Raw genomic sequence first — 25,977 nt, forward strand, 5'->3', positions numbered from 1 at the left:
CTTTGTTGATTCTCGCAAAAAACTCTTGCGTCTCTCTTGAGCCTGTTCCATTGCCGATAGCTATCCCCGTTATGTTATACTTGTTTGTTAGTGTTATAACCTTGTTTCTAGAGTTCTCATAATCCCTCTGAGGCTCTGTAGGGTAGATAACGCATGATTCAAGGTAGTTTCCATTTTCATCAATAACAGCGAGTTTGCATCCTGTCCTAAAAGCAGGGTCAACGCCTAAAATCACTCTTTTTGTAACGGGAGGAGTCATTAAAAGCTGATTTAGATTTTTGCCAAAAACGGAGATTGCGGCACTATCGGCCCTCTCTTTTAGCTCAACGTGAACTTCTCTCTCAAGTGAGGGAAGCAGTAGTCGTTTTAGTCCATCTCTGTATGCTTCAAAAAGCAGCTCTTTTGATGTTGAAGCATGACGGGGGATTTTGTACTCTTTTATATTTGCTTCTATTTTTTCTATGTCGATGCTTATTTTTACACTCAGTTCTTTCTCTTTTACGCCGCGCATAATGGCAAGATAGCGGTGAGATGGAATGTAGGCTACTTTTTCACTTTTGCCTTCAAAGTTTTTAAAAGTTCCATTTTCATCAAAGTTCTTTGTTTTTTTAATTTCCAAAACGCCATGACGTAACATATTGTTTCTTATAGATTCTCGCTCTTTGGGCATGTCAGCATATCGTTCTGCTAAAATATCCTGCGCACCTTGAACTGCTTCATTAGCGCTATTAATATTCCCTTTTACAAACTCTTTTGCTTTTGATGAAAATTCACTTGTAGTAAGTCGTGCTTTTTCTAAGATGTCAGCAAGAGGAGTTAGTCCATTTTCTATGGCAGTTGCGGCACGAGAGCTTTTTTTCTCTTTATATGGACGGTAAATATCCTCTAAAATTCTTAAGCTATCAGCCTCTTCTATGCTCTTTTTTATTGCTTCACTTAAAGTTGCTCTCTCTGCAATTAGCCTTGAGATCTCCTCTTTACGCTCAAGCAGTTTTTTGGCACTCATGTAGATACTCTCGAACTCACGAAGTACTTCATCATCGGCTCCGCCTGTCATCTCTTTGCGGTAGCGGGCGATAAATGGGATGGTCGCACCCTCATCAAGAAGCTTTAGGATGTTTTCAATATGCTCACGTTTAAGAGCAGTTTTTTGAGTTAGTAAATTGATTAAATTATTAATATTTTTTCCCTACGCACTCTATAAAATCTTTTTCGCTCAAGTCTTCTATAAGTGTTTTAAAATTCTTAAGAGCAAAAAGTCTTACATCTTCGCCTTTTAGGGCTTTTAGCTCATTTGAAAAACCGCCCTTTGAGACGATTATGCTGATATCAGGTTTGAGTTTTGCAAGATGGCACTGCTCCTGAAGTTTTGTAAGAGAACTCTTTTTTGCTTTTTGGTTTGAATATCTGCACGCACCCGCAACAACTTTGCCAGACTTAGTTTTTGCCAAAATATCTATCTGCGTATTTCTATCCCAATAGCTTCCAATCTCTACAATAGGGTCATCTTTAAAGCTCTTTTTTACAAGTTCATGTGAGAGTTTTAAAAATGTAAGTTCGAAAAACTCACTCTTTCGGTTAGCAAATGACTCTTTTGCCTCTTTGAAGTCTCCCTCTTTTATAGTTTTGAAAAATGGTGATACAAAGGCAAACCAAAAACGCATAAAGGGAGTGTTAAAGTTTAGTTTTTCATCTACTTTTTCATCAGCATTTGGCGGAGATTCAAGTGAGAACTCAGTTTTTAAAATTCCCTTATCGCAAAGCGCATCAACAGCATCTTCACCCTCAGCTCTTGAGATACGCGCTCTCTTTAGGGCAGAGTGAATCCGTCCATCACCAACGGCAGCAGCACTTAGAAGTGAGTGGCTTATTTTGTCGCTGTGTGTTACTTTTGTAATGTCGCCATGAATATAGGTATAGTTTTTTAAAACTTTGTTCTCAATGAGCTCTTCAAGGCTTTTTGTCATCTCAACACTCCAGCTCATCCCGCCAAAAACCGCAAAATACTCTATAGCCTGCTCTATATCTTGAGGCTTGTTTTGAAAATAAAAAGAGCGAAATTGCTGTAGTAGGGATGGTTTTTTTGACATGTAAAGCCTTGGAATTGTTTTTGAAATTATACTTGAATAAAGATTATATTGTATAAAAAAGTGCTCTATTTGCATATTGAAAGTTTTTAATGCTAGAATTTCACTCTTTAATATTTCTCCTCATCGCTTAATAGGATAAAGCAGTCCCCTCCTAAGGGATAGCTCGAGGTTCGATTCCTCGTGGGGAGACCAGCTTTTATTTAAAATCCAGCCACATTTTTTATTTTTACTTGATAAATGATATACTTTAAACATGATTAACGTATCTATAAACAAGCATCTTGATATCATTCTTCCAAACACAAACAAAGCTCTTGGCATAGTTTTAAAAGAGGCTTCTTCCAAAGAGATAGAGACGATTTTAAAAGATAAAGATTTAAAGTCCGTCATTGGTTCGCTCTTTAAGGAGAGTGCTCAAAGCTCAGATGCTGACAAGACTCTTTTAAATCTTGCAAAGAACAATCCTACACTAAAAGATTTAGGCAATATAACAAGCACTATCAAGGAGCTTCTAAATGCACTAAAGAGCGAAAAAAACTCTCTGCCAATTGAGCATATGCTTAAGAAAAATTTTGCCGATATCAAGGAGTTAAGTGAGCCGATATTAAAACAAAAATTCCAAAATAGCGGTATTTTTTTAGAGTCCAAACTAAAAAATGTACAAAATTCTCAGCTTGAGTTAAAAAACTTGTTGATTTCGCTTGAGAAAAATATAGCAAAAAGTGATATGCCGGGATCAAAAACATTGGCTCAAAATATTAGGGAGATGCTGGGGATTCAACTGCTAAAAGAGGCGACAAACAGCGCTCTTTTTCAGAATCCCAAGGATGAAAAAGCCGCTTTGAGCGGGCTAGCAAAAGGGGTTGAGAGTATAGTCTTGAAACTCTCTGAACAACTCCGTAGCGTTGATATTATCAGCACCAAAGGTTTTGAGAAGCAGCTAGCAAGACTAGAGCATCTAACCTCTTCAAAGATGCTAGGAGTAGAGAATTTTAAACCCGCGCTACTCCTAGATGCGCTGCAGAATTTAAGCGCACAGATGCAACAAAGTACAAAATTTGAAGTAAAAGGCTTGTTTGATGCACTTGCTAAGATTGTTGAGTCTCTAAAAGTCATAGGGCAAGAGAATCCAGCACCAAAGGCTTCATTAGAGGCTCTATTGGAGAAAAAAATACCTCAAGAAGTCCGCACTGTAGTTGATGCTTTAAAGAGTGCGGTTGAAAAAGTTGATCCGATTTTTTCAAAAGAGACGGCAGCGATAAGTTCAAAACTGGCTACATTTAGTAACCCGCAAAAGCTAGAGGCACATGAGAGCGTCAAAGAGATTTTATCTCAGGATTTAAAGTCGGTTTTGTTAAATGCAAAGGAGGAGATAGTAAAGTCCTCCTACGCAAATCAGGCGGAGGTTTTAAAACATGTAGATAAACTTCTGCTTCAGATAGACTACTTTCAACTGCTCTCTCATCTCTCAAATTCGTCATCGCTCTATCTTCCTTTTTCGTGGGATAGCTTAGAGGAGGGGAGCATCAACATTAAAAAAAATAAAAACTCTATATTTTACTGCGATATAAATTTGAAACTAAAAGAGTATGGGGAGCTAACGCTCAAGCTCGCTTTGTATGAGGAAAATCAGATAAATATTCATATATACTCCCAGAATATTGAGTTTAAAGAGATGCTAAAGGAGGGGATTGCTTCTCTTCGCTCTGCTTTGATTGAGTCGCAGATTACGCCAAGAGAGATACGCATTTTTGATGTGTTGAAAAAAGATTCTCCTTATGAAAAGGTAGAAAATCAAATCGATATGGGTTTTGAGGTAAAAGTATGAAAAAAGCAGCTGCATTAAAATACGACACTACAAAAGATAAAGCGCCTCGCGTTGTTGCTAAAGGGCAGGGAAGAAGTGCCGAAAATATTATAAAAATTGCTGAGCTTCACAATCTTCCCATAAAAAAAGATGAAGACCTCATGGAACTGCTCTCAAAAGTGGAGCTGGACAAAGAGGTTCCAGAGGCTCTTTATAGAGCTGTTGCAGAGGTTTTTAGTTTTATTTATAAAGTGAGCAAGAAGAGTTAAAAATCTTGATACTCTTCTATTTGTGTTACATCTATCCCTTTTTCTTTGAGTTTATTTCCTATCTCAAGGACTATTTGGTTATATTTCTCAGTCTCTAAAAAGCCCTCATAGGCATCCATCTTTTTTTCATATACTTTTGCCGCAATGTTAGTTATTTCGTTAAGCGCTTTTTTGAGCTGCTCGTCTAAATACTCAACCGTATCCCCCAAATATTCTTTTTCTTCCATGTTTTATCCTTAAGTTTTGGTTTTAATCTTCATTTAGTTTGGTTATATGTTCAGGCAGATTTTTACTGTTTGCAGCTCCTAGTTTTTGAAGTTTTTGAAACTGATTAGTTATGCTGCCGCTTCCGGAGTGAAGTTTTGAGAATGTCTCCTCATAACTTTTTTGAACCGTCGTTATTTGATTGCCGAGTTTTTCGACACTCTGTATAAATCCTGCAAATTTATCAAATAGCAGTCCTGCTCGTTGTGCAATCTCCTGCGCATTTTTTTGTTGGCGTTCATATTTCCAGCTGTTTTCAACTGCACGAAGCGATACCATAAGAGTTGTCGGTCCGACTAAAATAACATTCTTTTTAAAGGCATGGTCAAAGAGTGCGCCGTCATACTCCATAGCCATCATTAAAGCACTCTCAATGGGGACAAACATAAAGATAAAATCAAGTGTTTTTACGCCTTTGAGATTTGCATAATCCTTTTCGCTTAGCTCTTTAATATGTTTTTTCACAGAAGCAACATGCTCTATGGCAAAGAGCTCTTTTTGCTCCTCATTTTCAGCCGATACATAGCGCTCGTAAGCAAGAAGAGAGTTCTTTGCATCTATGATAATATCTCTACTATCAGGAAGATGCACCACAACATCGGGGCGGTAGCGGCTGCCGTTGCTCTTGTGCTCTAAACTAACCTCCCGCTCATACTCTTTTCCTAGTCTCAAGCCCGAGTTCTCAAGAACACTCTGCAAAACCATCTCGCCCCAGACACCCTGCTTTTTGTTTTCGCCCTTTAGCGCTTTTGTAAGGTTTTTGGCATCTTGACTCATCTGATGATTTATCTCCTTGATGCTTCTTATCTCAGCTTGAAGCATGGAGCGATCTTTTGCCTCTTTTATATATACATCGTTAATCTGCTTTTTAAACTCGTTAAACTGCTCTCTCATAGGGTTAATCATCTTGGATATGTTTTCTTGATTTTGTATTGATAGTTTTTGGGAGTTGTTCTCTAAAATTTTCTCTGCAAGCTCTTTAAACTCAAGTCTCATCTGCTCTTTATTTTGCTCTAATAGTTCAAACTTTTCTCTGTTTTTCTCATTTATGCCCTCAATGCGCTCTTGTAAAACAGCATTTTGGCTTAGTACAGCGGCTGATTTTTCAGTCTCCTGAGCAAGCCTATTTTTTAAACTATTTACTGCACTAATCCAGACGCCAATCGCGCCAAAAAGCAGACCTATTGTTACGTAGAGGGCTTCAAGCATTGCATGTATTCTCCAAATTATTGGTGTATTGTAGCAAAAATATAATATAATCTAAAGATTTAAAAGTGAGGATTTCAAATGCAAAATATCTATTTAAAATATCAATCGGCTTTTGAAATAGCAGTAGCTTCAATTTAAGGATTAAAGAGATGGGTGGAACAAAAAGGGCAAATATTAGAAGCGGTATGAGTGTGGCAATCGTACTTAAACAAGATCAAGAAAGCGGACGCCTAACAGATGGAATAGTCCGTGATATCTTGACAAACTCTCCAACACATCCTCACGGTATTAAAGTCCGTCTGATGAGCCGTGAAGTCGGACGAGTAAAGGTAATACACTAATGAATAAAACAGATTTCTCAACTCTTGCTCTAAGTAAAGAGATGCTCCACAACCTTAGTGAGATAGGTTATAAGGAGATGACTCCCATACAAGCCCAGAGCCTGCCTTTTATACTTGAGGGCAGAGATGTAATCGCTCAGGCTAAAACAGGAAGCGGCAAGACAGCGGCTTTTGGCATAGGAGTGCTTCATAAACTCCAAGTTAAAAAGTTTAGAGTTCAAACTCTTATACTCTGCCCGACACGTGAGTTGGCTGACCAAGTTGCAAAGGAGCTTCGAATGCTTGCGAGATTTGCTCATAATGTAAAAATTTTGACTCTCTGCGGCGGAAGTGCATTTGGACCGCAACTAGGCTCACTTCACCACGGCGCACATATCGTTGTAGGAACTCCGGGGCGGATTTTAAAGCATCTTAAAAAAGAGACACTCTCTTTAGAAGATATGCAGATGCTTGTATTAGATGAAGCGGATAGAATGCTAGATATGGGTTTTAGCGAGGAGATAAACGAGGTTTTGGCGTTCACACCAAAAGATAAACAGACACTTCTTTTCTCGGCTACATACACGGATGAGATTATGGATATAAGTGCCAAAATCCAAAAAGATGCTATGAATATAAAAACTATCTCAACTGAGATAGCAAATAGTATAACGGAACGATTTTATGAGGTTCAAAACTCTCAAAAGATAAGCACGCTAATAAATATTCTAAGTAACTTCAAGCCTGAGAACGTTATAGTTTTTGCTAACACAAAAGCGGAAGTTGTAGAGATTGCCCAGACTTTGCAAAAAAACAAGATAGACGCACTCGCTATTCATGGGGATTTGGAGCAGTATGAGAGAAATGATGTGTTAGTGCAGTTTGCTAACAAAAGTTGCCCGGTGTTAGTGGCAACCGATGTTGCGGCGCGTGGACTTGATATCAAGGAGCTCTCTATGGTTGTAAATTATGATCTTCCTCACTCCCAAGAGATTTACACCCACCGCATAGGCAGAACAGCTCGTGCGGGAGAAGAGGGATTGGCTTTTACTCTTATAAGTCCATACGAGGTAGATAAGGCTGACGAGTACAAAAATGAAACTCGCCTTTTTGAAGATGCAAAAGAGCTTAAAGAGATGGTTGGGTTTGAGATGAAACCTGCATATGTAACGCTTGTAATAGAGGGCGGCAAAAAAGATAAAGTTCGAGCAGGAGATATTTTAGGTGCGCTTACGGGCGAGGCAGGACTTGAGGGGAGCTTCATCGGAAAGATAGATATCTATGATAAACAGAGTTATGTTGCTGTGGCAAGCAGTAAGGTAGATGAGGCTCACGAAAAGCTAAAAAATGGAAAAATCAAAGGTAAAAAGTTTTCGATTTGGATTCTCTAAAATATATAAACCACTACTCTGAAATTACAAAAAAGCAGGTGCTTGAGCTTATAAAACAGGAGAAGTTGACACAGCATCTAAAAAAGAAGTATCCAAATCCGCACACGATAAAGACGGACAAGGCGCTCTTTGCTTATGTAAATGAGATTAAAAACAGCAATATAAAAAATGCGCCCTCGCTTAGCAAAGTTCTTTATGATGGAAAAATAAATGTTATTCACAATGCTTTAGGAACGCATCACTTTATCTCAAGAGTCCAAGGTGCAAAGCTAAAGAGCAAAAATGAGATTCGTATATCTTCTATATTTAAAGGTGCTCCTATGGAGTTTTTAGAGATGATTGTCGTGCATGAACTCTCACACTTTAAAGCCAAGGAGCATAACAGGGCGTTTTACTCCTTATGCGAATATATGCAGCCCTCTTATCATCAGGTAGAGTTTGATTTGAGGCTCTATTTAACGCATATTGATATTTTTGGCAAGATAGATGAGTGGAATTAAATAGATTGGGCAGTTAAGATAACAAAAGGAGAAACAGATGAAAGAAGAGACAAGTTTAGCGATTATTCAGAGCATTGTTGATTCACAAAGAGATTTGATGGTACTGTTTGAAGAGAATAATCCAGTTCTTGTAAACAGAGCTTTTAAAAATTTTTTCTCTGTCTCCTCTTTAGTTGAGTACAGGGAGGAGTTTGGTCCATTTGTAAACAATTTTGTTCCGCATCCTTCCTACTTTCATGGGGATAAGATTGCAAAAGGTAGTAACTGGGTTGATGCTATTTTAGAGCTTCCAACGGAGCAGCGGATTGTCAGCATGATGACGCCTATGTACGAGCCGCATGCTTTTTTAGTATATATTCAAAAGATAGATGAGTATGTTATTGGCGTATTTGAAGATATTACGCAGACGTTGATTAAACGCATCATGATTGAGAATAATGCGAGCATCGACAAACCAAGCGGTGCTTATGCTAAAAACTACTTTTTGCAGATTGCACAGAGTTTTCAAGATGCGGCTGTTTTTAATAAAAAAACAATCAGTGCGATATTGATTAAAACGGCTGAAAAAGAGGTTATTGAGCCTTTGGAACTGGTAAAACATTTTAAAAGCATCATAAGACAAGATGATATGTTGATTCGCTGGCAAGACAACTCTTTTTTGCTTATATATCTTGTTGATAGCTTGAGCAATGCGCAAAAAATGCTAGATAAAGTTTACACAAAAGGATGCTCGTTTACCCTAATAACTCAACAAGAAAAAGAGGGTATTAAAGAGTTTATAAAGAGAGTTGAGAGTTAATTTAACTCTTTTTTACTAAAAAAACAGAATCCGTTTCGCCCACTGTTTTTTGCTTCATACATGGCTGTATCGGCATTTTTAAAGAGTGTTTTTTGGTCGAGTCCGTCTGTCGGGAAGATTGCAATACCGATTGAAGCAGTTACAAGAAGCTCATTTTTGTTAAAGATATATGGTAAGCCGATGATTTTAAGAAGTTTTTTTGCGAGTAAAGAGGCTCCCTTAGCATCACTATTTGGAAATAAAAATATAAACTCATCTCCGCCTAGACGCGATACGGTATCAACCTCGCGTAAAACAGAGATAAAACGCTTAGAGAGTTCAACCAGTAAAGCGTCGCCTGCATCATGCCCTAGAGTATCGTTAATCTCTTTGAAATGGTCAAGGTCTAGAAACATAACGCTGAGTTTTTTGTTGTTACGTTTTGCTAATTTTATTGCATAGTTGGTTCGCTCTTCTAGCTGAAATCTGTTTGGAAGTCCGGTAAGGGAGTCAAAATTTGCAAGATTATAGATGCGCTCCTCGGAGCGTTTTTTATCTGTAATATCCTCTTTTATAGCAACGTAGTGTGAAATTGTCCCATCAGATTGAAAAATAGGGGATGTCTTGACTTCCTCGACATATTCAACTCCATCTTTTGTCAGATTGACAAACTCTCCATGCCAGATTTTTCCGAGAGTTAGATTAGCCCACATATCCTCGTATGCTTTTGTTTTGGTTTTACCTGATTGTAAAAAACGTGGGTTTTTGCCAATTACCTCTTGTTTTTGATAGCCCGTTACTTGGGTAAATGCGTTGTTTGCATACTCAATATTTCCGTTTAAATCGGTAATAATTATGGTGCTTGGGCTCTGCTCGATTGCTTGAGAGAGTTTTAATAGCTTTTGAGCCTGTACTTTAAGCAGATGCCTGCTTTTTAGAAGCGTTAAGACAATATAGAGCAAAAAGAATTGCACAGCCAACCCGCCGGACGTCATCAAGAGCGGGTACAATGTATCTATGGATTCATCAAACTCTTTCGTACTTAAGAAGTGGATTTGCCACGATACGTTATTTATCTCAACTGTTTTTTTTGTGTAAAATTTTGATTTGTATGAAGATGGTTTATAGGATTCGTAGAGCAGATGCTCTTTGCAAATATTGTTGCTGTCATATATTTTAAAATTTAAGATAGACTTTTGCAGAGTGATTTTATCCATAATGTCATTCATACGAAAAGGGCTGTAAACAAAGCCCTCTAAAGCCTCTTGCCTCTCTTTTTTGCTATCTAATTTTGCATACTTTTTATAGAGAGGCAGGTACATTAAAATACCCGCTTGCACGTCATCATAAATCTCTTGAACAAGAGTGACTCTCCCCGAAATCGAAGTCTTGCCAGTATCTCTTGCTATTTGCATTGCAGCTTTGCGGGTTGCTTCTGAAAACATATCATAGCCGATTGCTGCAATATTTCGTTCGTCCATAGGTTCAAGGTATAAAATAGAACTGTAAATTTCGCGTTTGCCTGAGGGGTGTAATGAAAACGATTCAAATCCACCCTCTCTCATCTGCTGCTCAATTTTCGCCACTTCATCTGGCTGAATCATCTTTGCAAATCCAATACCCTGCATCCCGGGATAGTTTTTCTTGATGTTTATTATTTCTATAAAATCATGCCACTCTTTGCGGGTTACAAAGTCGCTTCCATACAAGAAGCCTACTCCGCTTTGGAGTACATTTTCATATTTTTGCATACGGTATTTTATTTTGTCTATGTTCTCATCTACAGAATCTTCAAATTTTTGTGCAGCAATAGCATTGTAGTAGTTTTGGGTTGTAACCCAGATAGAAGCAGCGACAAGAATTGAAAACAGCACTATGAAAAAAACCGTCACTTTATTATAGATGCAACCATTTTTTAACATCATTAAATAGTGAGGGCGTTTTGTCATCTGCTTAAACCTAGCCGTTTATTTAAATATATTTATATGTTAACATAAATCAAAAATTTGTTTACTATATTTGTTCAAATTCGGCTATTTTTTTCTCATAATCGTTTGTAATTTCATCAAATTCACTCTGTAGTATTTCAAGGAGTTCAAACATCTTCTCAACCTCTTTTTGCTCTAAAGATACGAGTTTTGAGAATTCAATGATTTTAAAGCTATCTCCGCTATTTGAGGCTTCTAGCAGTCTCTTTTGATGAGAAGCCAAAGTCTCTTCGGACTTGATGATAGAGGCTTCAAGCTTGTCAATCTTTTTTTTCATCGGCGAAGTGAGCTTGTTTTTTTCTCTAATAAGGTCAGCTTTTACTTTTTTGTTCTCTTTAAAGCTTGCTTTTGGTTTTTGCTTGATTTTATCTTCTTCCTCCTCTTCCCAGCCCATTTTTTCTAAAAAGAGGTCATATCCGCCATCAAAATACTCTGCCCCATTTTTTGTAAAGATGATAAGTCTATCACAGGTACGGCGTAGCAACTCCTCAGAGTGCGTTACGATGATTACGGAGCCTTTGAAGTTTTTAATTGCTGTTGTGAGTGCTTCTATGGAGTCCATGTCTAAGTGGTTTGTAGGCTCATCCAAAAAGAGAAGATTGACATCACGCGCTAAAATCTGCCCGAGCATTACACGACTTTTCTCGCCTCCTGAGAGTAGAGAGACTCTCTTGTCCGCATTATCTGCACTAAACATCATCGAACCGCAGATACTTCTGATAACTTGAGTAGGGAGCTTTGTGTTTGCGGAGTGAATTTCATCTATTACCGTGCTGTTAGGATGCAGTCTTGCGATATTTGTCTGTCCAAAGTGTGCAAAAGCGGTGCTCGGATGCATGTGAACTTCACCACTAAGCGCTTTTAATTCGCCAGCAATGGTGTTTAAGAGAGTTGATTTGCCTTTTCCGTTCTTACCGATAATTCCAAGACGCTCTCCCTTTTCAAGCACAAAGGAGATGTTTTTAAACAAAATATTATCAGGTGTATAACCAAAACTTAAATTTTTAACATCAAGAAGAACTTTTGCCGGCGTATCTTTGTAGTTAAAATCAAATTTCAAAGATGCGTCGTATCCCAAATCCTCAAGTAGGTCCATCTTCTCAAGCTGTTTTACCTTTGACTGGGCAAGAGCGGCTGTTGAGGCACGCGCTTTGTTTCTTGCAATAAAATCTTCAAGCTCTTTTACTTTTTTATCCTGTGAAATCTTCTGCTTCTCATGCAGCTCATCGCTTGATTTTAGCTGCTCATAATATTTATGCGTATCTCCGGCGATAATCCTTAGATTTTTGCGTACAATTCCCATTGTGTGCGTAGTGACGGCGTCCATGAAATCCCTGTCGTGAGTGATTAAAATAACTTCGCCCTCAAAAGCTTTTAGAAAATTTTTCAGCCATCTAAGCGAGAGGATGTCAAGGTAGTTTGTCGGCTCATCCAAAAGAAGCAGATTAGGCTCAGTTACAAGAAGTTTTGCAAGGTTGATGCGGATTTGATAACCGCCTGAGAAAGAGAGAGGGTCTTTTTCTAAATCCTCTTGCGTAAAACCCAAACCAAATAGAATCTTCTCAACTCTGTAGAGATCATACTTCATATCCTCCTCAAGAGCTAAAGCCGCCTCTTCTATTAGAGTGTTTTGGCTAAACTCAAGGTACTGCTTAAGCGCACCTATTTTATATCCTCGTGGTATAATTACCTCTCCCGTGTCGGGGGTGTCCTCGCCTAAAATAAGTTTAAAAAGCGTTGATTTGCCGCTTCCGTTGCGTCCTACTAATCCGACTTTGTTGCCTGAGTTAAGCTTAAAGGTAAGGTTACTAAAAAGCTCCTGTTTGCCGAAACTTTTTGAAATATTTATAAGTTGTATCATACTCTTCTTCTATTTTTATGTTTGAGACCTCTTGCTAGAGCTCTTTTGGGGTTAAATTTGCCAACTTTGCTGGCAAATCGCTGAAGCAATCTCTACTTAATGAGAGAAGCTACCTCTTCTAGCATCCATGGCCACTGTCCATAGCCGCTTTGGCTGTTTATATGCCCTGCATCTTCTAAAACTATCATTTTAATAGCAAGCATTTTTTGAAGTGTTTGTGCTTCTTGTTGCGTCATGTATGGATCGTTTGTAGAAGTGATAAGCAGGCTCTTTTTTGCATAAAGATTTACAGGAGCCTTACAAGGGAAAAAACTCTCTAACTCTTTTATGTCACACTTCAAACTTGGAGGAACAACAAGAAAAAGATTTTCTATCTCCCTAATTTTGCCCTCATTGCAAAGATGAAACCAGAGTATATTTGCCAACGAGTGGCAAATAACGATATCTGGTTTAAAATCTTCTAATTCTTTGGTTAACTGTATTATCCACTCATTTTTATTTGGAAAGTCAAAGTCACTGAATTTTAAAAAACTGACACAACCGTAATTTTTTGCTATCTCAGCTGAGAGCCAACTCTGCCAATGCGGGAAATCACTTCCGCCCCAGCCGTGTAGTATTAAAACTCTTTTCATTCTTTTAGGAGTGCTTGAGGATAACGTTTTCAATTCTAAGAATAGTCTCATCCCTGCCGATTATCGCCATTACATTATCAAGTCCCGGTCCGCTCATTTTACCTAAAAGTGCGATGCGAAGAGGCTGCCCGATTTTACCAAAACCTATTTTCATCTCATCGACTACCTCTTGCATCAGGTGATGATAATCGCTCGGAAGGTGAAGCTCACTTGCCGCAGATACTTTTGCTTTAAAAATATTTAAAATCTCCAATGCATCACCTTTTAGCGCTTTTTCTGCAGCTGCTTGGTCATAATAAGTTGGCGTGCTAATAACCTCATACACAAGAGATGCCATCTCCTTGAGAGTTTTTGCACGCTCCTTTAAGGCATCTAGCAAAATCTCTTTTTTATCATGAGAAGTTAACAGCAGACCGTACTGCTCAAGAAGTTTTGCAAGTTCGTTATTCGGAGTATTTTTGATATAGTGAGAGTTGAGCCAGTCAAGTTTTTCGGTGTTGTAAATAGATGCCGATTTGTTGATGTTTTTTGGATCAAAAAGCTCTCGCATCTCATCTAGGGAAAAAATCTCCTGATCCCCATGACTCCATCCAAGGCGCACTAAAAAGTTTAAAAGTGCTTCGGGCATATATCCCATCTCTTTGTATGCCATAACATCTGTGGCGCCATCACGTTTAGAGAGTTTTTTACCCTCTGCGTTGTGAATCATTGGAACATGATAAAAATTTGGTATATCAAATCCAAGTGCCTCATAAATTACAATCTGTTTTGGCGTATTTGAGAGGTGGTCGTCTCCGCGGATAACTTCCGTAACTCCCATAAGATGGTCATCTATCGCTACGACAAAGTTGTATGTCGGCGAGCCGTCGGCTCTAGCGATAATAAAATCATCCAAGATATCCTCATGCTTGAAAACAACGTTACCTTTTATGCCATCTCTAACAATAATCTCCCCGTTAAGAGGCGCTTTTATGCGGATGGCAGGTTCGATACCCTCGGGAGGAGTGCCGGTAAAATCACGATATTTGCCTTCATATTTTGTTCTTTGTTTGTTTGCCATCTGTGTCTCTCTAAGTTCTGATAGCTCCTCTTTTGACATGTAGCATCTGTAGGCCTTACCCTCATCAAGAAGCTGTTTTATATATTTTGCATATATTTCATCTCTTTTTGATTGGTAAGTTATCTCCCCGTCATGCTCTAAGCCGAGCCAATGAAACGCATTGACAATTGCTTCTGCTGCTTGTTTAGAATTTCTCGCTTTATCGGTGTCTTCAATTCGAAGAAGAAACTTCCCGTTATGTTTTCTAGCCCAAAGATAAGAAAAAAGAGCTGTTCTCAAACCGCCGATATGTAAATAGCCCGTAGGACTTGGAGCAAAACGAGTGACAACCATAAAAAGCCTTTAGTAAATAGTTGTGGAATTTTAGGCTATTATTTGTTAAAAGCGGGTAAAATACTTCTATAAAAATTATAATAATAGAGTATAGGATAGTAAATGTATAAGGTATTTTTATCTCTTTTTTTTAGCGCACTGCTTAGCGCGGAGCTGATTAACGGGGTTAGTGTTGTGGTCAAGGGAGAGGCAATCACTCTTTATGATATAAAAGAGGAGATGCGAATATCTAATGTCCAAGCAGATGTAGCAACCAATAATTTGATAAGAAAAAAATTAGAAACTGCAGAGATTGATGATAGACACATAAGCGTAACAAGCTCCGATGTTTATGATGATATTAAAAAGATGGCTGCTGCAAATAAAATGAGCATAGATGAGTTTTACGAAGTCATCAGAAATACAAACGGACTAAGTTCCACAGAATTTAAAGAGAAGACAAAAGAGAAGATTTTATCGCAAAAGCTCTACTCGGCGATTGCTTACTCCTCTATTGAACTTCCGGATGAGGAGGAGCTAAAAGAGTATTTTGAATTGCATAAAACAGAGTTTTTACGCCCTAGTGCTTTTAAAGTCTCAATATACAGCTCACAAAATAGAGCTGCTCTTGAAAAAAAGATAACTATTGCGATGTTTCACTCAGATGAAATACAAATACAGGGACAAAATTTAGAGTATGGCAGAATACCTCAGGAGCTCTCAAGACTTCTTGAAAATACAAAAATAAACAGCTTTACCCCTATAGTGGCTGATCCAAACGGTTCATTTGTGAGTTTTTTTCTCAAAGGGATTGATGCTCCAAGTAGTGTAGATTATGAGAGTGTGAAAAATGAGATGATAAATCTTATTATGACACAAAAAAGAGAGCAGGTTTTGAGTGATTATTTTGCAAGACTTAGAAATAGCACGGATATAAAAGTCATTAGAGAGCTGTAGCGCATGTTAAATGATGAAAATTTTATAAACATCGCACAAGAGATAGCGAGTGCTTCTAAATGTGTCTCCAAGCAGGTGGGTGCGGTAATCGTAAAAGATGGAAGAATTCTAAGTACAGGCTATAACGGTACTCCCTCAGGATATATAAACTGTTGTGAACACTGGGAAGACAAATATACTTCAAATCATCATGAGTGGTCAAAAACATACGAGATACATGCAGAGATGAATGCCATCATCTGGGCGGCACGAAAAGGAATCCCCGTTGAGGGCGCAACCATTTATGTCACGCTTGAGCCTTGCAGCGAGTGCAGTAAAAATATAATAGCAAGCGGAATCGCGCGCATTGTTTATCTCAAGCCTTATGAGCACAACCACTCCGCAATAATCTCAAAATTTATAAAAGACAACAATGTAAGCATTGAAATGTTAAGTCACAAAGGATAGATAATGAATGAAGAAAAAGAGCTACAAGCAGAGATAGGAAAACATCTTATGCAGCCCGAAAACTACGGGAAAATTGAAGATGCAGATTGTGTTGGAGTCGGAATAGACCATGCAACAAAGAGCTATGTTATTATGTATCTCAAAAGAGACAATAACTCTATAATAGATGTCAAGTTTGGTTCAAACGGAAATCAGGACACGACAACGTTAGGCTCTATATTTACCGAGATGATTCATGGCGACACGATTGAGGGCGCTTTGGAGACAGCATCAGCACTAGAGAAAGATTTACTAGAGAGTTATGCGGCAATTCCTGCTCCAAAAGTTGATACAAGTAAGCCGGAAGGCGAGCAGGTGGAGAGAGTCTCAACGGAGCATCAAGACAGCGCAAATATGGTGCTTACGGCGTTTCGTGCAGCTATGCGTCATTATGAGAGAAAAGCCGGCGGCATAGAGGAGGAGCAGTTTGAGATAAGTATAGTAAAAACTTGTCCCTACTCTACCTCGGAGTGCAACCTTGTACAGAAGCAGAGTAAAGATTCTTAAGCGTTTAAAAATTGTGCAATTCTATCCGTAGGTCTTCCTATGATTGCTCTATCGCCTTTGATTATGATGGGGCGTTCTATAAGTTTAGGGTGTTTAAACATCGCTTCAATTAGAGCGTCATCGCTATTTTCGTCTTTTAGATTTAGTTCTTTGTATAAATCCTCTTTTGTTCTCATAAGCTCTCTTGGCTTGATGCCTAGCATCTTTAAAACAGTTCTAATCTGATTTTCATCAGGAGAATTTTCTAAATATTTTATCACCTCAGCTTTACATCCGCTATGTGTAACTATTTCCATCGCTTCACGTGATTTTGAACATTTTGGGTTATGCCAAATAGTTACTGCTTGCATTTTGACCTCTTTTTTATTTGTATTTTACACTATAATTGAAAAACAAAAAATATTAAAGAGGAGAGAGTATGGTAGATACAATACTCTATATACATATATTGGCAGCAACTGCATGGATAGGCGGAGCGCTTTTGCTGTTTGCTTTAGGCATTTTGCTAAAAGGCAAGGAGGCTCAAGCGCAAACATATGAGCATCTAGGGCCGTTATATGGATATTTTGAGACCTTTTGGCTTGTAGTCTTACTTAGTACGGGAACATTTCTCTTTTTTAATTTTAATCTTATAGAAGTTTTAACGCTTGATGCTGATGAGTCAAAACTCGGCTACATGATGAGCAACAAGCTCTTTTATGTTGCTACTATTACAATTTTTACGATTGTTCACATGAGGATTGCGCTAAAGACGCATAAAAACGAGCGTTCTATCATCCAAAAGATAGTCTCACGCGCAAGCTCTATGATGATTTTCTTTTTAAACCTTATTGTGTTATGGTACGCAATGCAGCTAAGACACATACTCTCTTAGCAGATGGATGCTTTTAAAAAAGTTTTAACTTTTTTAAAAGCATATAGATTTTACAACCTATGCAGTAGTTAAAAAGTGCCTCTAATAGAGCGCATGCTGTTAGCATAGCGATAACTGCAACAGTGGCAAACATTTGATTTAACAAAAAAATAGCAACTGAGAGCAGTGCAAATAAAAAGCCTATTTTGAGTGCAAACTCTTTTGGACCTGCATCAATTTTATCTTTTTTTACCCCAAAGAGTTTTGATATCACTCTTGCCAGATTGTATAACGGGCTTACTTTTTCATAACCGAGCATACGCACAAAAAAATCGTACAACAGGAGTGCTAAAATAGCAAAGTTTGGATAAATTATAAAAAAAATCCCAAGAGCAGAGACTTCAGAAGCAACTATTCTTATTATATTTTGGTCAACGATTTTATATGTAATTGGACAAGATTTCACCTATTTTTCCTATATAGTGTAATTTAAAAATTTATTTTTGTATTTGGAGAGTTCCATTATGCTAATGTCAAAAATATCTTTTATACTCTCTCTTGAGTCGTCAAAAAAGAGATTAAGTATTGGATGCTCTACTTTTGCATCAACAATCTTCAAATCATCCTCTAGAGCAATTAAAATATCTAAAACTTTTATCTCTTTTGGATCGCACGCCAACATATAGCCACCTTTTGCACCCCTTATACTCTTTACAATTCCAGCACGTCTTAGTTTTCCAAGCAGTTGTTCAAGATAGTTTTGAGGAATATTAGCATTTGTGGCTATCTCTTTTATCTGCATAGGAGACTCCCCCTCATGTTTGCTTAATTCGCAAATTGCGGCTAAACCGTATGTTCCCTTTGTTGATATTAGTGGCATTACAACTCCAATATGTATAAATATCAGCAGAAGTATACACTTTTTTTTTAATAATGTAAAGTAATTTTGTCAGATTTAAAAAATAATTTTTAAATCTATTTAAGCCCTATAATATAGGAGTTTATAGTAATCATAACTAATTTAGTGTATATTAACATTACAATTTTGCTTGACTTTAATTTTAAAATAAATTATACTTTCGACTATTAATGAAAAATAGGAGGATAAGTTAGATGTTACATATACAAAGCAGCATACAAAATATTGTTGATGAGAATCAGACACGCGTTCATGCAGGGGTTGTATTACTGTTTATGAGTGCATATCTATTTAGTGCAAATGAGTTATTTATATATATATTGATTTATGATTTTTTAGTTAGAGTTTATGCGATGCCTTTTATGAGTCCTATATATTTAATCTCTACTGTTTTAGTAAAGTTATTTAATCAAAAAGAGAGATTGACTGATGGTTCTGCAAAGGAGTTTGCTTCACATGTCGGCTTGAGTATGCTCTTTGCGGTATTGATAGCGGATCTTTTAAATGAGACAACAGCCGCCTTTTTCTTAACCATTTTTTTGGCTCTGTGGAAAATTGCAGAGGTAGCAAAAGATTACTGTTTTGCATGTAAATTTTATGAACTATTAAAGAGTAAAAATATTGAGGTGGAGTCACTATGAATTATGCAAAAAATGTAACAGAACTTATAGGAAACACGCCTCTGGTAAAGATAAATATGGCAAGCAAGAGCGCATTGGTACTTGCAAAATGTGAGTTTATGAATCCAACTCATTCGGTCAAAGACAGAATCGGAAATCATATGATTCAAGAGGCAATAAAGCAGGGTTTTATTGATGAAAAAACTGTTGTAGTTGAGCCGACAAGCGGCAATACCGGTATAGCTTTGGCAAGCGTGTGTGCAAGTCTTGGAATAAAACTTATTCTTACCATGCCAAGTTCAATGAGCGTAGAGAGACAGCAACTTTTAAAAGCGCTTGGCGCAGAGCTTGTTTTAACGGACGCAAAAAAGGGAATGAGCGGTGCGATTGATATGGCACATGAGCTAGCAAAAGAGTTGAAAAGCAGCTTTATGCCAAGACAGTTCTCAAATATGGCAAATCCTGAAATCCACAGAAAAACAACAGCGCTTGAGATACTAAAAGATACAAACGGGAGTGTTGATATTTTGGTTTTGGGAGTAGGAACGGGCGGTTCTATTACCGGAATCGGTGAAGTCCTAAAGAGCAAAAATCCAAATATAAAGATTATTGCCGTGGAGCCTGATACCTCTGCGGTACTCTCCAAAGAGCCCGCGGGTTCACATAAGATTCAGGGGATAGGAGCGGGGTTTATACCTGAGGTGCTAAACGGCAAAATTTATGATGAAGTCATAAAGGTAAGCAGTGAAGATGCAATCAACTCCTCAAGAGAGCTGGCAAAAAAAGAGGGTCTTTTGGTGGGTATATCATCTGGGGCGAATGTTTTTGCTTCGACTCAAGTCGCTAACAGGCAAGAGAACAGAGGTAAAACCATCGTTACTATTTTGTGTGATACTGGAGAGAGGTATTTAAGCTGCGGGCTCTACGATGAGGGGTGAAAATGCAGGACAAAGCATATAGATCGGTTATTAAAACCATCTCATGGAGGAGTGTCGGGACAGTAGATACGATTGTGATTTCATACATAATAACCGGCAGCTTTGTAATGGCGGCATCAATAGGCTCCATAGAGGTTGTGACAAAAATGATTTTGTACTACTACCATGAGCGAGCGTGGAATAAGATTGAGCTTGGTAGATACAAAGCCACAGCCAATGACTACCATATATAAGAGGAAAAGTATAGTGAGAGAGAAAATAGCAAAATTAAACCCAAGGTTTAAAAATCAAGAGCCGAAAACACTTCTAAAACACTTCTTAAAGGAGTATGAAGGAAAGATAGCTTTTTCTTCAAGCTTCGGGGCCGAAGATCAGGTTTTAACCGACATGATTTTAAAGATTCAGAGCGAAGCTGAAATATTTACGCTTGATACGGGAAGGCTTCCACAACAGACATATGATGTGATGAACAGAACCAACTTAAAATATAAGACAAAAATAAAGGTTTACTTCCCACAGAGCAGAGATGTCGAAAGGCTCTACCAAAAGCAGGGTATCAACGGTTTTTACGACTCCGCAGAAAATAGAAAAGAGTGCTGTTTTGTGAGAAAAATCGCACCCCTTAAAAGAGCACTCGAGGGTGTTGATATCTGGATAACTGGTATTAGGGCGCAGCAAAGTCCAACGCGCCAAAAAGCAGAGCTGCTTGAGTGGGACGAGGCGAACATGGTTGTAAAACTAAATCCGATTGTTTCATGGAGCCAGAGTGATGTTTGGGACTACATAAAAGAAAACGATGTTCCATATAATGTTCTGCACGACAAAGGTTATCCGAGCATAGGGTGTGCGCCTTGTACAAGGGCGGTTGAAGAGGGTGCAGATATACGAAGCGGAAGATGGTGGTGGGAGAATCCCGAACATAAAGAGTGCGGACTACATATCAAGGATACAAAGTGCTAGATACAAAAAGATTGACACATTTAAAACAGCTTGAGGCTGAATCCATTCACATATTAAGAGAGGTTGTTGCGGAGTTTGAAAATCCCGTGATGATGTACTCCGTAGGAAAAGACTCCGCGGTAATGCTCCATCTCGCACTTAAGGCTTTCTTCCCTGCGAAGTTACCTTTTGCACTTTTGCATGTAGATACTAAATGGAAGTTTAAAGAGATGATTGCTTTTCGCGATAAAAGAGCAAAAGAGGAGGGGTTTGAGCTTCTGGTTTATACTAACCCAGAGGGGGTTGAAAAAGATATAAATCCTTTTGTCCATGGCTCGGCTCTGCATACCGACATCATGAAGACGCAAGGACTAAAGCAGGCACTAAATAAATATAAGTTTGATGCGGTCTTTGGCGGAGCAAGACGGGATGAAGAGAAATCCAGAGCAAAAGAGAGAATCTACTCTTTTAGGGATAAGAACCATAGATGGGACCCAAAAAACCAGAGACCTGAGTTATGGAATTTGTATAACTCAAGAGTGAACAAAGGTGAAAGCATAAGAGTTTTTCCGCTCTCAAACTGGACGGAGCTTGATATTTGGCAATATATTTACTTAGAGCAAATCCCTATAGTTCCACTCTATTTTGCAAAAAAACGACCTGTTGTTCAAAAAGATGGAGTCAAGATAATGGTAGATGATGAGAGAATGCCTATAGAAGAGGGAGAGGTTATAAAAGAGGAGATGGTTCGCTTTAGAACTCTGGGGTGCTATCCTTTAACGGGAGCGGTTGAGTCAAATGCAACGACCTTACCTGAGATTATCCAAGAGATGCTTTTGACAAAAACAAGCGAGAGGCAGGGGCGTGTGATTGATAACGATTCAACAGGTTCTATGGAGAAGAAAAAAATGGAGGGGTATTTTTAACATGTCAGCATTAGAGACAAAAATAGCAACGGATATTGAGAGTTATTTAAAAGAGCATGAGAACAAAGAGATGCTCAGGTTTATAACATGCGGAAGCGTTGATGATGGAAAAAGTACCCTTATAGGAAGACTTCTACATGACTCAAAGATGATTTTTGAAGATCAGCTAGCAGCTATAAAAAAGTATTCCAAAAGAAGCGGCACAACCGAGGGAGAGTTTGACCTTTCACTTCTTGTTGATGGCTTACAGAGTGAGCGTGAGCAGGGGATTACCATTGATGTCGCATACAGATACTTTACGACGGATAAGAGAAAATTTATCATCGCCGATACACCTGGACATGAGCAGTACACGAGAAACATGGCAACAGGTGCGAGTACTGCTGATTTGGCAATTATCCTCATCGATGCTAGATATGGTATGCAAACACAGACAAGAAGACACTCTTTTATAGCAAAATTGCTCGGTATAAAACATATAGTTGTTGCAATAAATAAGATGGATTTAGTGGAATTTAGTCAAGAGGTTTATGAAAATATATCAAAAGACTACCTCTCTTTTGCAAAAGAGCTTGGACTAAGTGATGATATTACGCTTATTCCACTCTCTGCCCTAAATGGCGACAATGTGGTTGATAAAAGTGAAAAATCTCCATGGTACAAAGGCGAGACGCTTTTGCACCTTTTGGAAAATATAGAGATAGGTAGTGACAGAGATTTAGTGCATTTTAGATTGCCTGTACAGTATGTAAACAGACCAAATCTCGATTTTAGAGGTTTTTGCGGAACTATATCTTCTGGTGTCATAAGTGTCGGCGATAACATTACCGTTTTGCCCTCAGGGGAAAGTTCAAGAGTAAAAGAGATAGTTATGTATGATGGCAATTTAAATTATGCATATGCACAGCAGGCAGTTACTCTAAGACTTGAGGATGAGATAGATATAAGTCGTGGCAATATTATCGTTAAAAGTGACGAACAGCCAGATAGTGGGGACTCTTTTGATGTAAACATTGTCTGGATGAGTGAAGGGCCGCTGTTAAAACATAAACAATATTTTATAAAAAGAGCTTCATCTTTGAGTGTTGGAAGTATAGATGAGTTTTACTACAAAACTGATGTAAATACGCTACAAGAGCAGAGTGCAAACCTACTTAATCTAAATGAGATAGGGCATGCAAAGTTAGATTTAGAGAGCACTTTGGCATATGATTCTTACAGTAAAAACAAGGCAATGGGAAGCTTTATAATAATAGACAGAATTACTAACAATACGGTAGGAGCCGGAATGATTGTACAAAAATCAGAGGAGCCTTCAAAAACAAAAACTTCAGAGTTTTCAGAATTTGAGGTGGAGTTAAACGCATTAATGAGAAAACGTTTTCCTCACTGGGAAGCAAAAGAGATTTTTTAGGGATAATAAGATGTTAAAAGAGACAAAAGCAAAGAGAGTTGAGCGGATAAAAATAGAAAAAGATGGCTTAGACGTCTTAGGAGATATACATCGCTATGCACAAACAGGTAAAGAGATTGATCCCGAAGACATAGACAGATTTAAGTGGTATGGTCTCTATACCCAAAACAGAAATCTTCAAGACAAAGATGACAACACTCTCTATTTTATGTTAAGAGTAAAACTTCTCGGCGGCAGACTTGACCTTGAGGGACTTGAGGCTGTAGCGGAGATTTCACAGAGATATGCAAGGGGAACTGCCGATTTTACATCAAGGCAGGATATTCAGTTTCACTATATAAAAGTAGAAGATTTGCCGACAATTTTTAAGCGATTAGAGCAAGCTGGACTCACTACTGTTTTTGCGGCAGGAGATGTCCCGAGAAATGTTGTAACATGCCCTATAAACGATGTTGATGTCGAGCGAATTTTTGATGTTGGCACAATTGTAAAAGAGGTAAATGAATATTTTGATGCAAATAAAGAGGTCTCAAATCTTCCTAGAAAATACAAAGTCGGAATCAGTGGCTGTTCTAAACACTGCGCATCGCATGAGATACAAGATTTGAGTTTTAATGCTACAAAATTTCAAGATGATAAAGTTCTCTTTGATGTCAGCGTAGGCGGAGGTCTGGCTTCAAACAAGCGAATAGCCTCCCATTTAGGTTATGTAGAAGCAGAGCAGGTTTTGGCAGTAGCAAAAGCGGTAACTGAGATATACAAGGAGCATGGCGGCAGAGAAAATAGAAACAGAGCAAGAGTCGGACATCTCCTTGAGACTTTTGGAGTAGATAAATTTTTGCAGACACTGCACTCAAAGTTAGATTTTAGCCTTCAAAAAAAAGGAGTTCAAATCTACACTCCATATGCACAAAGAGGGCATTTTGGCGTTCACGGTAGTGTAAAAGAGGGCAGAAGCTATATCGGTTGTGCGATTAACGGCGGTAAGATAGGCGCTGAGGGATTATATGGACTCTTGAAGATACTTCGAAAATATGAAGCTTCCGCTATAAGAGCGACAATATCTCAAAACTTTGTCATCACAGATCTGCCTAGCAAAAGTGCGCATGCTGCAGTAGAGAAGCTCTCTGCAATAGGCATAGATGCAAATCCGTCCTCTTTTAAAGCAGGAAGTCTCTCTTGTACGGGGAGGAATTTTTGCAAATACGGGGTTTCTGAAACAAAGGATTTGGCAATAGAGCTGGCAGAGTATCTAGAGAAAAAATTTCCAGATTTTAGTGAACCGCTCTCATTTAGTGTTAACGGATGTCCGCACTCATGTGCTCATCCACACATTGTAGATATCGGATTGTTGGGGTGCAAGGTTAAACATAAGGGTGAGACTGTGTCCGGATTTGAGCTTATTTTGGGCGGCAACCTTGAGGGAGACAGAAGCAACTTTGGCAGAAAAACAGGGATAAAATTTATTTCTAAGGATGCATTTAAAATTGTAGAAAGTATAATTGAGAGCTACAGAAGCACTCATTATAAAAATTTTCATGACTATGCAGCAGGGGTTTTGTATGAGTAAAGAGTTATTTAGACCGCTTCTTTTGGAGAGTAAAAAAAACTCAAAAGAGGAGATAAGAAAGAGTATTATCGGAATTCACAAGAGGCACTATTTTGACTATACGGCTTCAGGGTTGGCATATAAAGCGGTTGAGTCGCGCATAGCAGAAGTTTTAAAAACTTATGCAAACACACACTCAAGAGAGGCTTCAATGGCAGCAAAAACAGATTTTTTGTACAAGCAAGCGCGCAGACAGTTAAAAAGCTTGCTAAAGCTTGAGCTAGATTTTGCAATTTTACCAGCAGGTTGCGGGGCAACGGCAGCCATTAAGAAGTTTCAGGAGATTTTAGGAATATATATTCCGCCTGCAACTCGTAAAAGATTTAAAATTCAAAGTCAGAGCTCATCACGCCCGCTTGTTATTGTAGGACCTTATGAGCACCACTCAAACGAGGTAAGTTATCGCGAAGCGTTATGCGATACAGTGCGTATCGGGATTAATAGTGAAGGAATGATTGACCTAGAGCAGCTCGAAGATGTTTTAAAAACAAGTAAGCACACGGAAAAAATAGGTGCTTTTTGCATAGCCTCCAATGTTACAGGAATTATTACTCCGTATGAGAAAATCTCTAAATTACTACGTAAATATGGAGCAATTGTCTGTTTTGATGCTGCCGCCTCATCTCCATATATGAATGTTCCATCCTCTTTTTACGATGTAATGTTTTTGTCTCCGCATAAGCTTATAGGAGGTCCCGGTTCATGTGGGCTTTTGGTAATAAGAAAAGCTCTGATTGATGAGAGTATTGCACCTACATTTGCAGGCGGCGGAACTGTTGAATATGTAGATAGAAACAACCATCTTTTTATTGATGAAAAAGAGGCTCGTGAGGATGCCGGAACTTCCCCTATTTTACAGCTGATTCGTGCTGCACTTGCTTATCAGCTTCGCAATGAGATAGGTTTTACTTGGATTAAAAAAGAGAAGAATGAGCTGATGAAGTATCTTATTAAGGGGCTTTTAGAGATACCTGGGTGTACGATTTACGGAAGTCTAAATGAGGAGAACATCGGGATAGTCTCTTTTAATATAGAGAAGGTAGATCCGTATCAGCTCTGCTCTTATATGTCAAGCAAAAATGGTCTGCAGACTCGTGCTGGCTGCTCATGTGCAGGACCATACGGGCATGACCTTCTGGGACTTGATGATAATCATAATCTTGATGAAAAACCGGGATGGCTTCGCATAAGTATTCATTTCTCACAGGAGATTAGTGATATTGACTACCTGCTTTGCGCCTTAAACAAAAGCATTTGCGAGATAAAAAATTAAGAGCTATTGAATATTTACAATAGTACAATTTAACAAAAGCTTATCTAAGGCACAC

29 protein-coding genes and 1 tRNA gene are annotated in these 25,977 nt (G+C 38.4%); 19 read left to right on the top strand and 11 right to left on the bottom strand.

What is annotated here, in order from left to right; genetic code table 11:
- Both M0Q17_RS02195 and M0Q17_RS02200 read right to left on the bottom strand, forming a co-directional pair.
- On the bottom strand, window positions 1–1,180 hold a 1,180-nt coding region (locus M0Q17_RS02195; protein WP_295082930.1), incomplete at its 3' end, for a Tex-like N-terminal domain-containing protein.
- Window positions 1,176–2,090 carry a DUF234 domain-containing protein gene (locus M0Q17_RS02200; protein ID WP_295082843.1) on the bottom strand — a complete coding sequence of 305 codons (915 nt, stop codon included), beginning with the start codon at window positions 2,088–2,090 and terminating at the stop codon, window positions 1,176–1,178. The genes M0Q17_RS02195 and M0Q17_RS02200, both read right to left, overlap by 5 nt.
- 116 nt (window positions 2,091–2,206) lie before the next feature.
- Here M0Q17_RS02200 and M0Q17_RS02205 point away from each other — a divergent pair.
- The 3 genes from M0Q17_RS02205 to M0Q17_RS02215 all read left to right on the top strand — a co-directional run bounded on the left by M0Q17_RS02205 (window position 2,207) and on the right by M0Q17_RS02215 (window position 4,166).
- Window positions 2,207–2,282, top strand: a tRNA-Arg gene (locus tag M0Q17_RS02205).
- A gap of 61 nt (window positions 2,283–2,343) precedes the next feature.
- Window positions 2,344–3,918 (top strand): flagellar hook-length control protein FliK, encoded by a 1,575-nt coding sequence (locus tag M0Q17_RS02210; protein WP_295082845.1) that lies wholly within the window; start codon window positions 2,344–2,346, stop codon window positions 3,916–3,918.
- Entirely contained in the window at window positions 3,915–4,166 is a 252-nt protein-coding gene (locus M0Q17_RS02215) for an EscU/YscU/HrcU family type III secretion system export apparatus switch protein (protein ID WP_295082847.1), read from the top strand. Before M0Q17_RS02210 ends, M0Q17_RS02215 begins: the two co-directional genes overlap by 4 nt.
- On the opposite strand, the gene M0Q17_RS02220 is transcribed toward M0Q17_RS02215, so the two are convergent.
- Window positions 4,163–4,393 carry a hypothetical protein gene (locus tag M0Q17_RS02220; protein ID WP_295082848.1) on the bottom strand — a complete coding sequence of 77 codons (231 nt, stop codon included), beginning with the start codon at window positions 4,391–4,393 and terminating at the stop codon, window positions 4,163–4,165. The genes M0Q17_RS02215 and M0Q17_RS02220 overlap by 4 nt on opposite strands.
- Window positions 4,394–4,415: 22 nt before the next feature.
- Window positions 4,416–5,639: a DNA recombination protein RmuC gene (gene rmuC / locus M0Q17_RS02225; protein ID WP_295082850.1), complete on the bottom strand. Its 1,224-nt coding sequence runs from the start codon at window positions 5,637–5,639 to the stop codon at window positions 4,416–4,418.
- Window positions 5,640–5,788: 149 nt separating this feature from the next.
- Between rmuC and M0Q17_RS02230 the strand changes: the two genes are divergently transcribed.
- From M0Q17_RS02230 to M0Q17_RS02245, 4 genes are read left to right on the top strand one after another with little or no spacing between them, the layout of a single operon-like run.
- Window positions 5,789–5,980 carry a YwbE family protein gene (locus M0Q17_RS02230; protein ID WP_295082852.1) on the top strand — a complete coding sequence of 64 codons (192 nt, stop codon included), beginning with the start codon at window positions 5,789–5,791 and terminating at the stop codon, window positions 5,978–5,980.
- Window positions 5,980–7,350: an ATP-dependent RNA helicase DbpA gene (dbpA, locus tag M0Q17_RS02235; protein WP_295082854.1), complete on the top strand. Its 1,371-nt coding sequence runs from the start codon at window positions 5,980–5,982 to the stop codon at window positions 7,348–7,350. The genes M0Q17_RS02230 and dbpA overlap by 1 nt, the downstream gene beginning before the upstream one ends.
- The gene (locus M0Q17_RS02240; protein ID WP_295082856.1) at window positions 7,338–7,850 is read left to right on the top strand and encodes a YgjP-like metallopeptidase domain-containing protein; all 513 of its coding nucleotides are present in this window, start codon (window positions 7,338–7,340) and stop codon (window positions 7,848–7,850) included. Before dbpA ends, M0Q17_RS02240 begins: the two co-directional genes overlap by 13 nt.
- A gap of 37 nt (window positions 7,851–7,887) precedes the next feature.
- A complete protein-coding gene (locus M0Q17_RS02245; protein ID WP_295082857.1) occupies window positions 7,888–8,649 on the top strand; it encodes a hypothetical protein in 762 nt (253 codons plus the stop codon).
- On the opposite strand, the gene M0Q17_RS02250 is transcribed toward M0Q17_RS02245, so the two are convergent.
- From M0Q17_RS02250 to gltX, 4 genes are all read right to left on the bottom strand, one after another.
- The gene (locus tag M0Q17_RS02250; protein WP_295082859.1) at window positions 8,646–10,577 is read right to left on the bottom strand and encodes a CHASE domain-containing protein; all 1,932 of its coding nucleotides are present in this window, start codon (window positions 10,575–10,577) and stop codon (window positions 8,646–8,648) included. The genes M0Q17_RS02245 and M0Q17_RS02250 overlap by 4 nt on opposite strands.
- 64 nt (window positions 10,578–10,641) lie before the next feature.
- Window positions 10,642–12,477: an ABC-F family ATP-binding cassette domain-containing protein gene (locus tag M0Q17_RS02255; RefSeq protein ID WP_295082861.1), complete on the bottom strand. Its 1,836-nt coding sequence runs from the start codon at window positions 12,475–12,477 to the stop codon at window positions 10,642–10,644.
- A 92-nt stretch (window positions 12,478–12,569) separates the two neighbouring features.
- On the bottom strand, window positions 12,570–13,109 hold the full coding sequence (locus tag M0Q17_RS02260; protein WP_295082863.1) for an alpha/beta hydrolase: 540 nt from the start codon (window positions 13,107–13,109) through the stop codon (window positions 12,570–12,572).
- Between the two features lie 4 nt (window positions 13,110–13,113).
- On the bottom strand, window positions 13,114–14,502 hold the full coding sequence (gene gltX, locus M0Q17_RS02265; RefSeq protein ID WP_295082864.1) for a glutamate--tRNA ligase: 1,389 nt from the start codon (window positions 14,500–14,502) through the stop codon (window positions 13,114–13,116).
- Window positions 14,503–14,604: 102 nt separating this feature from the next.
- Between gltX and M0Q17_RS02270 the strand changes: the two genes are divergently transcribed.
- Genes M0Q17_RS02270 through M0Q17_RS02280 form a run of 3 tightly spaced genes read left to right on the top strand, consistent with a single transcriptional unit; the run spans window position 14,605 to window position 16,431 of the window.
- Window positions 14,605–15,438 carry a SurA N-terminal domain-containing protein gene (locus tag M0Q17_RS02270; RefSeq protein ID WP_295082866.1) on the top strand — a complete coding sequence of 278 codons (834 nt, stop codon included), beginning with the start codon at window positions 14,605–14,607 and terminating at the stop codon, window positions 15,436–15,438.
- A 3-nt stretch (window positions 15,439–15,441) separates the two neighbouring features.
- Entirely contained in the window at window positions 15,442–15,885 is a 444-nt protein-coding gene (locus M0Q17_RS02275; protein ID WP_295082868.1) for a dCMP deaminase family protein, read from the top strand.
- 3 nt (window positions 15,886–15,888) lie between these two features.
- Window positions 15,889–16,431, top strand: coding sequence for an iron-sulfur cluster assembly scaffold protein (locus tag M0Q17_RS02280; RefSeq protein WP_295082870.1), 543 nt, complete (start codon window positions 15,889–15,891; stop codon window positions 16,429–16,431).
- Here M0Q17_RS02280 and arsC read toward each other — a convergent pair.
- Window positions 16,428–16,781, bottom strand: a complete 354-nt coding sequence (gene arsC, locus M0Q17_RS02285; protein ID WP_295082872.1) for an arsenate reductase (glutaredoxin) — start codon at window positions 16,779–16,781, stop codon at window positions 16,428–16,430. The genes M0Q17_RS02280 and arsC overlap by 4 nt on opposite strands.
- Window positions 16,782–16,849: 68 nt before the next feature.
- On the opposite strand from arsC, the gene M0Q17_RS02290 reads away from it, so the two are divergent.
- Window positions 16,850–17,305 (top strand): hypothetical protein, encoded by a 456-nt coding sequence (locus M0Q17_RS02290; RefSeq protein WP_295082874.1) that lies wholly within the window; start codon window positions 16,850–16,852, stop codon window positions 17,303–17,305.
- Window positions 17,306–17,318: 13 nt separating this feature from the next.
- Here the strand turns inward: M0Q17_RS02290 and M0Q17_RS02295 are convergent, their stop codons facing one another.
- Together M0Q17_RS02295 and M0Q17_RS02300 are read right to left on the bottom strand one after the other, a co-directional pair.
- The gene (locus M0Q17_RS02295) at window positions 17,319–17,750 is read right to left on the bottom strand and encodes a DUF4395 domain-containing protein (protein WP_295082876.1); all 432 of its coding nucleotides are present in this window, start codon (window positions 17,748–17,750) and stop codon (window positions 17,319–17,321) included.
- Window positions 17,751–17,759: 9 nt separating this feature from the next.
- Window positions 17,760–18,164: an Rrf2 family transcriptional regulator gene (locus M0Q17_RS02300; RefSeq protein ID WP_295082878.1), complete on the bottom strand. Its 405-nt coding sequence runs from the start codon at window positions 18,162–18,164 to the stop codon at window positions 17,760–17,762.
- A gap of 233 nt (window positions 18,165–18,397) precedes the next feature.
- On the opposite strand from M0Q17_RS02300, the gene M0Q17_RS02305 reads away from it, so the two are divergent.
- Genes M0Q17_RS02305 through M0Q17_RS02340 form a run of 8 tightly spaced genes read left to right on the top strand, consistent with a single transcriptional unit; the run spans window position 18,398 to window position 25,922 of the window.
- On the top strand, window positions 18,398–18,844 hold the full coding sequence (locus M0Q17_RS02305; RefSeq protein ID WP_295082879.1) for a DUF4395 domain-containing protein: 447 nt from the start codon (window positions 18,398–18,400) through the stop codon (window positions 18,842–18,844).
- Window positions 18,841–19,761: a cysteine synthase A gene (cysK, locus tag M0Q17_RS02310; protein WP_295082881.1), complete on the top strand. Its 921-nt coding sequence runs from the start codon at window positions 18,841–18,843 to the stop codon at window positions 19,759–19,761. Before M0Q17_RS02305 ends, cysK begins: the two co-directional genes overlap by 4 nt.
- Window positions 19,762–19,763: 2 nt before the next feature.
- Window positions 19,764–19,994 (top strand): DUF2061 domain-containing protein, encoded by a 231-nt coding sequence (locus M0Q17_RS02315; RefSeq protein WP_295082883.1) that lies wholly within the window; start codon window positions 19,764–19,766, stop codon window positions 19,992–19,994.
- 13 nt (window positions 19,995–20,007) lie between these two features.
- The gene (locus tag M0Q17_RS02320; protein WP_295082885.1) at window positions 20,008–20,721 is read left to right on the top strand and encodes a phosphoadenylyl-sulfate reductase; all 714 of its coding nucleotides are present in this window, start codon (window positions 20,008–20,010) and stop codon (window positions 20,719–20,721) included.
- Entirely contained in the window at window positions 20,715–21,626 is a 912-nt protein-coding gene (gene cysD, locus M0Q17_RS02325) for a sulfate adenylyltransferase subunit CysD (RefSeq protein WP_295082886.1), read from the top strand. The genes M0Q17_RS02320 and cysD overlap by 7 nt, the downstream gene beginning before the upstream one ends.
- 1 nt (window position 21,627) lies before the next feature.
- Window positions 21,628–23,040 carry a sulfate adenylyltransferase subunit CysN gene (gene cysN, locus M0Q17_RS02330; protein ID WP_295082888.1) on the top strand — a complete coding sequence of 471 codons (1,413 nt, stop codon included), beginning with the start codon at window positions 21,628–21,630 and terminating at the stop codon, window positions 23,038–23,040.
- 10 nt (window positions 23,041–23,050) lie between these two features.
- Complete coding sequence (locus M0Q17_RS02335; protein ID WP_295082890.1) at window positions 23,051–24,610, top strand: nitrite/sulfite reductase; 1,560 nt, start codon at window positions 23,051–23,053, stop codon at window positions 24,608–24,610.
- The gene (locus tag M0Q17_RS02340) at window positions 24,603–25,922 is read left to right on the top strand and encodes an aminotransferase class V-fold PLP-dependent enzyme (protein ID WP_295082892.1); all 1,320 of its coding nucleotides are present in this window, start codon (window positions 24,603–24,605) and stop codon (window positions 25,920–25,922) included. Before M0Q17_RS02335 ends, M0Q17_RS02340 begins: the two co-directional genes overlap by 8 nt.
- Window positions 25,923–25,977: the final 55 nt, after the last annotated feature.

It is taken from the genome of Sulfurimonas sp. (genome assembly GCF_023229105.1).
GTDB lineage: Bacteria > Campylobacterota > Campylobacteria > Campylobacterales > Sulfurimonadaceae > Sulfurimonas.